At 37.3% G+C, this 12,882-nt stretch carries 11 protein-coding genes; all 11 read left to right on the top strand.

Annotated features, from left to right (window positions below; all coding sequences use genetic code 11):
* The first annotated feature begins 1,122 nt into the window (after positions 1-1,122).
* On the top strand, positions 1,123-1,257 hold the full coding sequence (gene rpmH / locus MKX55_RS22975; protein ID WP_042528652.1) for a 50S ribosomal protein L34: 135 nt from the start codon (positions 1,123-1,125) through the stop codon (positions 1,255-1,257).
* A gap of 153 nt (positions 1,258-1,410) precedes the next feature.
* On the top strand, positions 1,411-1,758 hold the full coding sequence (rnpA, locus tag MKX55_RS22970) for a ribonuclease P protein component (RefSeq protein ID WP_193063771.1): 348 nt from the start codon (positions 1,411-1,413) through the stop codon (positions 1,756-1,758).
* 82 nt (positions 1,759-1,840) lie between these two features.
* Positions 1,841-2,599, top strand: a complete 759-nt coding sequence (yidC, locus tag MKX55_RS22965) for a membrane protein insertase YidC (RefSeq protein WP_042528655.1) — start codon at positions 1,841-1,843, stop codon at positions 2,597-2,599.
* Positions 2,600-2,816: 217 nt separating this feature from the next.
* Positions 2,817-3,428: an RNA-binding cell elongation regulator Jag/EloR gene (gene jag / locus MKX55_RS22960; protein WP_193063769.1), complete on the top strand. Its 612-nt coding sequence runs from the start codon at positions 2,817-2,819 to the stop codon at positions 3,426-3,428.
* 285 nt (positions 3,429-3,713) lie between these two features.
* A complete protein-coding gene (mnmE, locus tag MKX55_RS22955; RefSeq protein ID WP_339235266.1) occupies positions 3,714-5,090 on the top strand; it encodes a tRNA uridine-5-carboxymethylaminomethyl(34) synthesis GTPase MnmE in 1,377 nt (458 codons plus the stop codon).
* A 191-nt stretch (positions 5,091-5,281) separates the two neighbouring features.
* Entirely contained in the window at positions 5,282-7,168 is a 1,887-nt protein-coding gene (gene mnmG / locus MKX55_RS22950) for a tRNA uridine-5-carboxymethylaminomethyl(34) synthesis enzyme MnmG (protein WP_339235263.1), read from the top strand.
* Between the two features lie 268 nt (positions 7,169-7,436).
* Positions 7,437-8,153 (top strand): 16S rRNA (guanine(527)-N(7))-methyltransferase RsmG, encoded by a 717-nt coding sequence (gene rsmG / locus MKX55_RS22945; RefSeq protein WP_339235261.1) that lies wholly within the window; start codon positions 7,437-7,439, stop codon positions 8,151-8,153.
* A gap of 529 nt (positions 8,154-8,682) precedes the next feature.
* A complete protein-coding gene (noc, locus tag MKX55_RS22940) occupies positions 8,683-9,540 on the top strand; it encodes a nucleoid occlusion protein (protein ID WP_193063765.1) in 858 nt (285 codons plus the stop codon).
* 274 nt (positions 9,541-9,814) lie between these two features.
* Positions 9,815-10,588, top strand: coding sequence for an AAA family ATPase (locus tag MKX55_RS22935; RefSeq protein ID WP_339181206.1), 774 nt, complete (start codon positions 9,815-9,817; stop codon positions 10,586-10,588).
* Entirely contained in the window at positions 10,569-11,408 is an 840-nt protein-coding gene (locus tag MKX55_RS22930; RefSeq protein WP_042528669.1) for a ParB/RepB/Spo0J family partition protein, read from the top strand. The genes MKX55_RS22935 and MKX55_RS22930 overlap by 20 nt, the downstream gene beginning before the upstream one ends.
* A 510-nt stretch (positions 11,409-11,918) precedes the next feature.
* The gene (locus MKX55_RS22925) at positions 11,919-12,881 is read left to right on the top strand and encodes a zinc ABC transporter substrate-binding protein (RefSeq protein ID WP_339181204.1); all 963 of its coding nucleotides are present in this window, start codon (positions 11,919-11,921) and stop codon (positions 12,879-12,881) included.
* The last annotated feature ends 1 nt before the right edge of the window (position 12,882 follow it).

Raw genomic sequence — 12,882 nt, 5'->3', positions numbered from 1 at the left:
AGTTACTTTCACTCCTTTCAATCTGAGTTAGGAAATAGGCTTAACAGCTGACAGCAATAAAAAAGAATCAACCAGCGCATTCCATTAATGTTCATCATAGAAATTCATATTTAAGGACGCTTCCGCCCTGTGCGAGCTGTTTCTCGACCAAAATGGAGAGAAGGCAGCGCATAGTTCCTTTTTCCGAACTTCTATTCAGAAGAAAAAAGCCTCTCTCAATCTATTTCATGTATTAGATGGAAAGGCAGACGTATTAAAATAAAAAAAAGCGCTGTGGATAAACAAAAAAGAAATCATATATACGGTTAAATACGAATATAAAAGGTAATTACATTATACTATTAAAGCTAATTCCAAATAAAATATGACATATATAAACGCTATCCACAACTTTGTAGAAAACTTTATCAAAAATCAGTGGAAAGAATATCCACATCTTATCCACAATCTGTGAATAAGATTTATTTGCGAAATGATTTCCACAAACTAAAACATAAATATAATACCAAATAAAACCGAATAAATCAATGGCTTTTAAATAGTTATCCACATATTCTATCTGTTGTGTGTTTTGCTTATAAACAACACTGTATTTTGTGATTATCCTGTTTATTTTTTGTGTGGATAGAAAAAAAGAAAGGAAATATATCCGATAAAAGATGTGGATAATAAGAGTGATTTCTAAAATAGAAATTCCATGCTGGCTGTATTAATTTCTGTACTATTTTTGGAGGACACTAAAATCAATGATTAAGCTGACTTGATGTTAAAGCAAGGTGATTAGTGGAAGAAGTAAAATTAGAAGGAATAAAGAGGATTTTATATGGAAAGGAATATATCAGCATGGTAATAATGAAAATGTGTGGAAGAGGATATGATTAATCTTTACACGATTGCTTGTCGCAGCGAACGCGAAATGATAAAATTTTATTTCAACTTTATATAGCAGTTAAAATGTCCACCGAAAAATGTGTGAGGAATAAAGATCGTTAGAATTTTATTAAATACCCGGTTGACAAAATCAATCATTTTTTCGTATAATATCAAGGACTGTCTAAAGGATAAGTTATAAGCTATTTTAGTTTAAATATGAACTTGGAGATTCCAAGGAGGTGCACACTCATGAAAAGAACGTTTCAACCAAATAACCGCAAACGTAAAAAAGTTCACGGCTTTCGCACGCGTATGAGCACAAAAAATGGTCGTCATATCTTGGCTCGTCGTCGTCGCAAAGGACGTAAAGTTTTATCTGCATAAGCCACTGACAACTATCAGTGGTTTTTTTTCTGTATTTTAGAGGATATGCTTATTCACATAAGGATTACATATTTTATGCTGATAAAAATGGACAAGTTAGCTGAAACAAGATGAATAGAAGATGTATGCGGGTTAAATTAAAAGGTGATGACGGTGAAAAAACAATTTCGGATAAAAAAAAATGAAGAATTTCAGGCAACATTTAAACATGGGAATTCTTTCGCAAATAGGCAGCTGGTTATTTATTATAAAAAGAAAGATAATCAGGATCATTTTCGGATAGGTCTGTCTGTCGGGAAAAAAATAGGAAATGCCGTTGTCAGGAATCGGATTAAAAGGTTGTTGCGAGCGTCTTTTCAAGAGTTAGAGCAAGATATAAAACCTTGTTATGATATTGTAATCATTGCCAGAAACCCAACGAAAACAATGAGTTACGAGATGATGAAAAAAAGTCTTTCGCATTTACTATATAAAGAAAAATTATTTAAGCATTTCAAGTAAGAACAAGTTTAGGATAGAATTCGCAATGTAAATAAGCTAAAATAGCAATTATAAGCGTTGGTAATATTAAGGAGGAAATGTTTTGCGTAGAAAATACGGGATATTAGTCACATTTCTCGTGTTAGCGGTTTTTTTAGCTGGGTGTACCCAAATCGATGAACCGATTACACCTGAAAGTGAAGGAATATGGAATACAATCTTTGTTTACCCATTATCATGGTTTATAACAATGATTGCAGAATTTTTAAATGAAAACTATGGACTGGCAATTATTTTGGTAACAGTAGTTATCCGTTTACTCTTAGTACCATTAAATGTAAAACAGATCAAAAGCACGAGGGCAATGCAGGAAGTGCAGCCGCAATTACAGGAACTTCAGAAAAAGTATGCGTCTAAGGATGCGAATACACAGCAGAAATTACAGCAGGAAACGATGCAATTATTCCAAAAGAATGGGGTTAATCCTTTAGCAGGTTGTTTACCGATTCTTGTACAGATGCCAATATTTATTGCAATGTATCATGCAATCAGACGTACGACAGAAATTGCTACACATGATTTTCTCTGGTTCCAGCTTGGAACACCAGATTTTGTTTTACCGATTCTGACAGCGCTGTTTACGTTCTTACAGCAGAAATTAATGATGTCTACGAACTCCGCAGCAAACAGTAATCCGCAAATGCGTTTACAGCTGCAGATTATGCTTTATGTCATGCCGATCATGATTGGTGTTATGGCATTCTTCTTCCCGGCAGCATTGGCGTTGTACTGGGTAACAGGTAACATATTTATGGTATTCCAGACACTTCTTATTAATAAGCCGATGATGTCAAAAAAATAATTTTTAAAATGGGGGAAGAAATTCCCCCATTATTTATAAGAAAAATAGTTAAATATTTTGCATTTTTAAAAAATCTATATGAATTCATCAAAAGTCCTGGCTACAGTACTTAATCAGAAGATATAGCAGCCGTTTTCCCTCACAAAAGCATATATCATTTTTTGCCAAGTAAGGGAAATTACGGATAATCATGCTGTGATTAATGGAGGGGAAGCGATTGAGAGAAGTAACTGCAAGTGGTCAAACCGTTGAAGAAGCGATTCAATCAGCTCTGGAGCAATTGGGAGTGGAAGAGAATCAAGTAGATGTTGAGGTCATTGATGAAGGCAAAAGAGGAATGTTTGGTATATTTGGGTCCAAGCGTGCTTATGTAAAAGTAACGGTCGCAAAGGATCCAGTTGAAGAAACAGCTCAATTTATCAAAGAAGTTACTAGCAACATGAATCTCTCAGTAAAAGTAGAAACCGAAATAAAGGGAAACCATGTAACGTATACGATGCATCATGAAAATATTGCGAAGCTTATCGGAAAACGGGGCCAGACTTTAAATGCGCTGCAATATTTAGTTCATTTAGTCATCAATAAACAGAATGATACGTACTATACGGTAACCTTAGATGCAGAGGGCTACCGCGCGAGAAGAAAAGAAACATTAGAATCACTCGCTTTAAAAATGGGAGATAAAGCACAGAAAACGAAGAAAAAAGTGGTACTGGAGCCGATGCCGGCATTTGAACGTAAAATTATTCATAGTGTCCTGCAGGATAAGCAGGTTTCTACTTATTCTGACGGCGTCGAGCCGCATCGTCATATTGTTATAAAACCATAGATAAAAGGAAAGCCAGGGAGATTAAAATCTTTCTGGCTTTTCATTTGTATTTTAATCAACTTTCGCACCTAATAATAAGTATATATATCTTGCTATCCTGGCAGGAAGAGAATGATTAAATAGTGTTATGCACATGTGGATAACAAGGGGTTGAAAAATAAACAAAACTATTTTTGTGGATAAGTTTCTTTTTTTCTAAATCTATGTTATTCTTGATTGTTAGTGATAATAAAAATTAACGAATTAATTATAGATATAGAATGAAGGGAAGGCAGGTGAATAAGTATGGATACAGATACAATAGCAGCGATATCCACTCCAGTAGGTGAAGGGGCGATTGCAATTGTGCGTCTAAGCGGACCGGAAGCAATTCCGTTAGCCTCAGATGTGTTTGAAGGAAAGAGCCTGAAAGAGGCAGATTCCCATACGATTCATTATGGGAAAGTGATTGATCCGGAAACAAAGGAATTAGCAGAAGAGGTTATGGTTTCCGTGATGCGTGCTCCGAAAACCTTCACCCGTGAAGATATTGTTGAGATTAATTGTCATGGCGGATTGGTTTCCGTGAATCGTGTGTTAGAGATTATGCTGGCAAAAGGAGCACGTCTGGCCGAGCCGGGCGAGTTCACTAAACGTGCCTTTTTAAATGGCCGCATTGATTTATCACAAGCGGAAGCAGTGATGGACTTAATCCGTGCGAAGACAGATAAAGCAATGAATGTAGCATTAAAACAAATGGATGGCCGCCTGTCGAAGCTTATTCAGACGTTAAGGCAAGAATTACTGGAAACCGTTGCCCATGTAGAGGTAAATATCGATTATCCAGAGTATGATGATGTTGAGGAAATGTCGCACACCTTGATGGAGGAAAAGACCAAAGAGGTGGGAAAAGAAATAGAGAAGCTGCTGGAAGTTGCATCGCAAGGTAAAATTTTGCGTGAGGGCTTAGCAACGGCTATTATTGGACGTCCAAATGTCGGCAAGTCTTCCTTAATGAATACCTTGGTGCAGGAAAATAAAGCCATTGTTACAGAAGTTCCAGGGACAACGCGTGATATTATTGAAGAATACGTGAATGTCCGCGGAGTGCCTTTACGTTTAGTAGATACAGCTGGAATCCGGGAAACAGAGGATATAGTAGAGCGTATCGGTGTGGATCGTTCCAGACAGGTATTGAAGGAATCTGATTTAATTTTATTTGTATTAAATTATAACGAAGCTTTGAGCGAGGAAGATAAAAAATTATTTGAAGCTGTGCAAGGTTTAGAGTATATTGTCATCATCAACAAGACAGACTTAGAGCAGAAGTTAGATTTAGAAGAAGTACGGAAATTTGCAGAAGGGAAGCCTGTCGTGACAACTTCCTTAATTGAAGAGCAGGGTGTTGATCAGCTGGAGCAGGCAATTGCCAATACCTTCTTCTCCGGTGAAGTAGATACAGGCGATTTAACGTATGTATCCAATGTACGTCATATTCAGCTGTTAAAACAGGCAAAACAGGCTTTGGATGATGCTCGCGAGGCAATTGAGCTTGGCATGCCGATGGATATTGTGCAAATTGATGTAACACGTTCATGGGAGTTTATGGGAGAAATTATTGGCGATACAGCAAGTGACAGCTTGATTGATCAGTTATTCTCTCAGTTCTGCTTAGGAAAATAACGGATATGTTTATCGCAGTGTAACTGGCTGTAAGACTCCCACTTCAAAAAATGAAGGAAAATGGTTATTTCTAAGTGGGAGATCCAACAGCCAGTAACGGCCCGATTCGTTCAACTAACAATCAGTGGGGGATGAAAAGAAAACCCCCACTGATTGAAGTTTCACTTTATATAAAGGAAAGGAAGAAAAAAATGACTTACAACGCAGGAAATTATGATGTCATTGTTGTTGGAGCCGGTCATGCTGGAATAGAAGCAGCACATGCTTCTGCCCGTATGGGGGCAAAAACATTAATGCTGACATTGAACTTAGATATGATTGCATTTATGCCCTGTAACCCATCTATTGGCGGTCCTGCCAAAGGTATTGTCGTACGGGAAATTGATGCACTTGGCGGAATTATGGGGAAAATCATTGATAAAAGCTATATCCAAATGCGGATGCTGAATACTGGTAAGGGACCGGCTGTACAAGCATTACGTGCGCAGGCTGATAAACCAGTATATATGCAGGAAGTGAAGAATCTGGTTGAAAATGAAGAGAACTTAACGGTTCGCCAAGGGATGGTAAACTCGCTTATTGTAGAGGACGGCATCTGTAAGGGAGTTATTACAGAAACAAAAGCAGCTTATTATGCTGAATCGGTTATTGTAACTACCGGAACATTTATGCGCGGGAAAGTGCTGATGGGCGATTTAGAATATGAAAGTGGCCCAAATAATCAGCGTGTATCCATTAAGTTATCAGAGAATCTGGAGGAATTAGGTTTTAACTTAACACGTTTTAAAACAGGCACACCTCCACGTGTAAACAGCCATACAATTGATTATTCTCAAACAGAAATTCAGCCTGGGGATGAGAATCCCAAAAGCTTCTCTTATGAAACAACAGAAGTGATTGAAGATCAAATTCCTTGCTGGTTAACGTATACGAATGAATTTACACATGAAGTAATTAATGAAAATCTGACGTTATCTGCCATGTATTCTGGCATGAAGCGGGGAACCGGACCAAGATATTGTCCGTCAATTGAGGATAAAATCGTTCGTTTTAATGATAAGCCCCGACATCAAATTTTCTTAGAACCAGAAGGCAGAAATACAGAAGAGGTTTATGTACAAGGGCTATCAACTTCCTTGCCGGAGTCTGTTCAGCATGAAATGGTAAAATCCGTTCCAGGTCTGGAAAATGCAGAAATTATGCGTGCCGGCTATGCGATTGAATACGATGCGGTAGTTCCGACACAGCTGTGGCCGACATTGGAAACCAAACGCTTGCCTGGATTATTCACTGCCGGTCAAATTAACGGAACTTCAGGTTATGAGGAAGCAGCTGGTCAAGGCTTAATGGCCGGTATGAACGCAGCAGCAAAAGTAACTGGTAAAGAACCGATTATCTTAGATCGTTCCCAAGCGTATATCGGCGTGATGATTGATGATCTCGTAACGAAAGGAACAAATGAACCTTATCGCTTACTGACATCACGTGCAGAATACCGCTTATTGCTTCGTCATGATAATGCAGATCTACGTCTTACCGATATTGGCTACGGCTATGGGTTAATTTCTGAGGAAAGATATGCTGCTTTCACAGCGAAGAAAGAGCAGGTGGAAGCAGAAAAGAAACGTTTAAATAAAATCGTGGTCAAGCCAACGGAAGAAATACAAAACGTGATGAAATCCGCAGGTGCTGCACCGATGAAAGAAGCAGTTAAAGCATATGATTTATTAAAACGTCCCGAATTAACGTATGAATATGTCGAGCAAATGATTGAAATTGACGAGAATATCAGTGATGATGTAAAAGAACAGGTAGCGATTCAAATTAAATATGAAGGCTATATTAAAAAAGCAAAAGAGCAAGTAGCGAGAATGCTGAAAATGGAAGACAAGAAAATACCAGCAGATATCGATTATAATGCAATCAATGGTATTGCTACAGAAGCGATTGAAAAATTAAAAAAGGTACGACCGCTTTCTGTTGGTCAAGCATCCAGAATTTCCGGAGTAAACCCGGCAGATATCTCTATTTTGCTCGTTTATATTGAACAAGGAAATATTGCCCGAATTGCAAATTAAAATAAGAAAATAGCGGCGTTATCCATACGTCGCTATTTTTCTAAATAATATACAGCGCTTTCTATTTTGATGTATCGATAATATTGATGCAGCAGGGGAGGGGAGTCACCCCTGGATGAATAAAAAAAAGAATACATAAGACTCTCGAGTGATTGATATAAGTTGAAATCTTTATTTCAACTTATATATAAAGATAAATGATGCTTGATATCGAATTTATTTTTAACAATCAGATGACCAAATACGAATGAAAGAAAAGGAGACTATAATGAAGCCAGAACAATTTGTCCAAGCATTGGGAGAAAAAGGAATAACATTAAATGAATCACAGCAACAAGCATTTCATCTTTATTTTCAGGAGCTTGTCGAATGGAATGAAAAAATAAATTTAACAGCAATTACAGAGGAAGAAGAAGTATATGAAAAGCATTTTTATGACTGTATTACTGCCGCTTTTCATACAGATATGACACAGAAGCTGTCTATTTGTGATATTGGTGCAGGTGCGGGCTTTCCAAGTATTCCACTGAAGATATGCTTTCCACACTTAAAGGTAACTATTATTGATTCATTGAAAAAACGAATTACATTTTTAAATCATTTAGCCAATACACTGGAATTGACTGACGTTGCTTTTTATCACGACCGTGCTGAAAATGCAGGGAAAAATGATACATTCCGCGAACAATATGATTTAGTAACGGCAAGAGCAGTAGCCAGAATGTCGGTGTTGAGTGAATTATGTCTTCCATTTGTGAAAAAAGGCGGCTATTTTGTTGCGATGAAAGGATCACAAGCAAAAGAAGAGCTGGAAACAGGAAAAGCAGCGATTGAATTGCTTGGGGGAGAAGTAGAATCGATTGATACGTTCACACTTTCCCCTGATGCAGGAGAACGCTCTATTGTTAAAATCGCAAAGAAACGGAAGACACCAAAAAAATATCCTAGAAAAGCAGGAGTGCCAAATAAAGAACCAATTGAATAGCTGCTTTTTAATCTAAAAAAAGATTCACAAACTCACAAAAAGATACGCTTTCGATTATTTAAATTCATTTTATATTTTTTCAGCAGTAGGTATGGTAAAATAGAAACTGTACATATGGACTGTTCGTTGTTGTATTTATAAAAGGATAGATGCTATTATATGAATGTTGTACAGGTGAATAAACCATCTATATAATAGTAGATGAATTCACTAAGTAATTTGGAAAGATTAATAATGTTTCACGTGAAACATTATCTTTTAATTAAGAAGTATAAATAGGAATGTTAACATAATGAAAAAGGAACTTCTGCTAAAAAATTGTCCGTTTTGGCGTGACAAGAGATGCAAAAGTTACCTCAAATGTTTTCGGTGGGACGCGTAATCACGAAATCTCTTCGATGGGGCGGTTGATTACAGCCCCGAATTAAATCTAAGTCCCGTTCTGTGAAAGCTCGTACAGCTTCGGGCTTTTATTTTTAATAGATTTGATAATGAATAGTTTGTTAATTTTAGAAGGTGGTGTCAGCAAGTGGTGAGTCCTTTTAATCGGATATTTGGAAAAAGCGATAAGGATCCAATTGATACGGAGAAGGTTTCCTATTCTTCAGATGAAGTGATTCAAATCGATATCGATAAAATTCAGGCCAATCGCTACCAGCCACGAACGATTTTTCAGGAAGAAAAGATAAAAGAATTAGCACAAACCATACACACACATGGAATGATTCAGCCAATTGTCGTTCGTAAACTAGATGAAGATTCCTTTGAGTTAATTGCAGGGGAAAGAAGATGGAGAGCAGTTCAGCATTTAGGCTGGAAACAAGTATCCGCAATTATTCGTGAAATGAGTGATACGGAAACAGCTTCTGTTGCACTTATTGAAAATCTGCAACGGGAAGAACTGACAGTAATAGAAGAAGCTATAGCATACAATAAACTGCTTGAGCTGCATGATTTGACGCAGGAAGCATTAGCGCAGCGTCTTGGTAAAAACCAGTCTACAATCGCTAATAAACTGCGATTATTAAAGCTTCCGAAAGAAGTGCAGGATGCTTTATTGGAAAAATTAATTACAGAAAGACATGCACGTGCTTTAATTAAGTTAAAGGACGAAGAACAGCAGCTTTTCTTGTTAAAAGAAATTCTTGAGAAAGAATTGAATGTGAAGCAAACAGAAGAGCGAATCTCTAAAATCAATGAGCCAAAAGAGGAAAAAAAGAAGCCAAAACCAAAATTCAAAGGTATTAATAAAGATGTCCGGATTGCAATGAATACAATCCGACAGTCTCTTAATATGGTGTCAGATACGGGTGTTGATGTGGAATCAGATGAACAAGAGCTCGATGATTATTATCAAATAACCATTAAAATACCTAAGCAAAAATAGCAGCAGAATGAATTAGCATACCGGCTTTTCTTTGCCCATCTTAAGATTAGATGGGTATTTTATTTTGAACACACATGATACATTTTCTCCGGTAGTATTTTGGATTGTTCTATATTAAAATTAAATTAAAAAAATGCTAGAAAGCATCGTAATTTTAAAATAAATGCTATGATAGTGAATAGAGAAGTGATTGCTCAAATTTTTTGACGAAAAGAATGAAATTTCATTTTATCTGGAAAAATTTGAACAACCTCCAAGTAAGGTAGGTGTCAACATGGGAAAAATTATATCCATCGCAAATCAAAAAGGAGGCGTTGGAAAGACAACCTCATCTGTGAATGTCAGTGCTTGCTTAGCTTCATTGGGGAATAAGGTATTACTCGTTGATACAGATCCCCAAGGAAATGCAACAAGCGGGGTAGGCGTGAATAAAGCAGATGTCAGTCAATGTATCTACAATGTACTAGTAGAAGATACTCCAGCAGCAGATGTCATTGTTTCCTCAAATTTAGAGAACTTAGATATTATACCTGCAACGATTCAACTGGCAGGATCAGAAATTGAACTTGTTCCCATTATATCAAGAGAAATTCGTTTAAAAACTGCATTGAGCGAGATAAAAGACCAGTATGATTACATTATTATTGATTGTCCGCCTTCATTGGGCTTATTGACGATTAATGCATTAACTGCATCCGATACCGTTATGATTCCAGTACAATGTGAGTATTATGCATTGGAAGGCTTGAGTCAGTTATTAAATACAATACGATTAGTGCAAAAGCATTTGAATACAGAATTAATGATAGAAGGGGTTCTTTTAACGATGCTGGATGCACGTACTAATCTCGGTCTTCAAGTGATTGAAGAAGTGAAGAAGTATTTCCAAGATAAAGTATTTGAAACCATTATTCCAAGAAATGTTCGTTTAGGGGAAGCACCGAGTCATGGCCAGCCAATTATTTCTTATGATTCCAAATCTCGTGGTGCAGAGGTATATCTTGATTTAGCGAAGGAAGTGATGACAAATGCAGAGAGGGTTAGGTAAAGGAATTAACGCGTTGTTTCCAGAAGCTGAGAAAGACAGTAAAGATAATGTGCAGGAAATTGAATTATCTCATTGTCGTCCCAATCCTTATCAGCCAAGGAAGAGCTTTCAGGCAGATTCTATTGAAGAGCTAAAAGACTCGATTAAAGAGTACGGTGTTATTCAGCCGATTATTGTACGGAAAAGTCTTAAAGGTTTTGAAATTGTTGTTGGGGAAAGAAGATGCCGGGCAGCAAAAGAAGCTGGACTAGAGACAATTCCTGCTATTGTCCGTGAATTGACAGATGAACGCATGATGGAAATTGCGTTACTAGAAAACTTGCAACGTGAGAACCTGACTCCAATTGAAGAAGCACAAGCCTACGCTAATTTAGTAGACAGGCTGAATATTACGCAGCACGTCCTGGCTGAAAGATTAGGGAAAAGCCGTTCCCATATTGCAAATATGATTCGTTTATTATCCTTGCCCGAGGAAGTAATTGCTCATATTAATAATGGCGAGTTATCCATGGGACACGGACGGGCATTACTTGGGTTAAAAGAACAGGAAGCGATGCTTGCTGTAGCCAATAAAATACGCAATGAGAAGTTAAATGTGCGGCAGGCAGAGAAGCTTATTATCGCTATGAACGAAAAACAAGTGAAACAACAGAAGAAGAAGCCGAAAAAGGATGTATTTATCCAGGAAAGAGAAACGGTGCTTCGTGATACGCTTGGCACAGCCGTTCATATTCATAAAGGAAAGAAAAAAGGTAAAATTGAAATTGAATTTTACAATGACGATGATTTAAATCGCATTTTGGAATATCTGGAAAAATAGGAAATAGCCGATACACTGCAAATAAGCAGTATATCGGCTATTTTTTGTTATTGTCGTAAACAAGTTAGGTGGAGATGGAATAAAAGAAGTCATTTTGACAAAAAATGAAACGGACTTATTTTATATGCTGGGAATATATAGTAAATAAAATTTCTGATGCTTAGGAAAGTTAGCTTTAGCCTGATAAGCTAGGCCTCAATATTTACGTATCCTGCTCAAAATGTAATTGCAGAGACTGTAAATTCGATTTACTGTTTGCATATACGGATGAACGAATACAAGTTAAAAAATTTTTACATGAAAAAATATGTATTTAGATAGCTTGATTATTCTGATAAAAGTCTTTTAAATTAACTATGTGAGCGCTAACTGGTATTTAATGTATCAAATGTTTCCTGAGGGAAAAATAGTAGACTAGCTAAAATTTACTTGACAAAACGAAATACAGTGCATAAAGTAGGGGATAGATAATAAAGTTTGCCTTATGCAAAAAACAAGGGAGGAAGAAAGATGAAGAAAGCTTGGAAGAAAATACTGGGCTTTGCTATACTAATGGGAGTATTCGTTTTAGCAGCTTGCAGCTCAGACAGTGAGGAAGAAAACGGAAGCGAAGGCGCGTCAGGTGACGACCCAATTGAAATTGTCACAACAATTGCGCAAATCGGGGAGCCGATATCCCAGATTGGCGGGGATCTGGTAAATGTAGAGACGTTAATGGGGCCTTCTGTAGATCCGCATTTATATGATCCAACACAAGGGGATATAGCTACGTTATCAGAAGCGGATGTCGTCTTTTATTCTGGATTACATTTAGAAGCGAATATGGAAGAACCATTAGAATCAATCAGCTCCGAAAAACCAGTGTTAGCAATTGGGGAAACATTGCCTGAGGATGTTCTTTTAGAAGATGAAGAAGAGCCGGGAGCTCCAGACCCACACATATGGTTTGATTATAATCTGTGGCAGGACGCATTAGATGCTGCGGTAGAAGAATTAAAAGAGTATGCTCCTGAGCATGCAGATGAACTGGAAGAGGGAAAACAGGAATATTTTGCACAGCTAGAAGAATTAGATGAAGAAGCAGCAAAATTACAAGATATCCCTGATGAGCAGCGCGTGCTTGTAACGGCACATGATGCATTTAATTATTTTGGTCAGCTGCACGATATGGAAGTAGTTGGTCTGCAGGGGATCAGTACAGAAAGTGAAGCCGGTGTTTCCGATGTGAATAATACCATTTCTATTATTGAAGAACATGAAGTTCCAGCCATATTTGTAGAAAGCAGCGTGAATCAGGACACGATTAATGCAGTTATTGAAGGAGCTTCCAATAATGGGATGGAAGTAGAAATCGGCGGAGAACTATATTCTGATGCAATGGGCGAAGAAGGAACAGACGAAGGCACATACATTGGAATGTATAAGCATAATATAAATACAATCTATGAAGCATTATCTGGAGGAGATGAGTAAG

Source organism: Oceanobacillus sp. FSL W7-1281, assembly GCF_037969835.1.
GTDB classification, from domain to species: Bacteria; Bacillota; Bacilli; order Bacillales; family Amphibacillaceae; genus Oceanobacillus; species Oceanobacillus oncorhynchi.
Note: the sequence above shows the minus strand (reverse complement) of the source record. Positions and strands in the feature narration are given on the sequence as shown.

Excerpts from the sequence above, each read along its gene's own strand:
- rpmH (WP_042528652.1), top strand. The coding sequence starts at position 1,123 with ATGAAAAGAACGTTTCAACCAAATAACCGCAAACGTAAAAAAGTTCAC.
- mnmE (WP_339235266.1), top strand. The coding sequence starts at position 3,714 with ATGGATACAGATACAATAGCAGCGATATCCACTCCAGTAGGTGAAGGG.
- mnmG (WP_339235263.1), top strand. The coding sequence starts at position 5,282 with ATGACTTACAACGCAGGAAATTATGATGTCATTGTTGTTGGAGCCGGT.
- rsmG (WP_339235261.1), top strand. The coding sequence starts at position 7,437 with ATGAAGCCAGAACAATTTGTCCAAGCATTGGGAGAAAAAGGAATAACA.
- MKX55_RS22935 (WP_339181206.1), top strand. The coding sequence starts at position 9,815 with ATGGGAAAAATTATATCCATCGCAAATCAAAAAGGAGGCGTTGGAAAG.
- MKX55_RS22930 (WP_042528669.1), top strand. The coding sequence starts at position 10,569 with ATGCAGAGAGGGTTAGGTAAAGGAATTAACGCGTTGTTTCCAGAAGCT.
- MKX55_RS22925 (WP_339181204.1), top strand. The coding sequence starts at position 11,919 with ATGAAGAAAGCTTGGAAGAAAATACTGGGCTTTGCTATACTAATGGGA.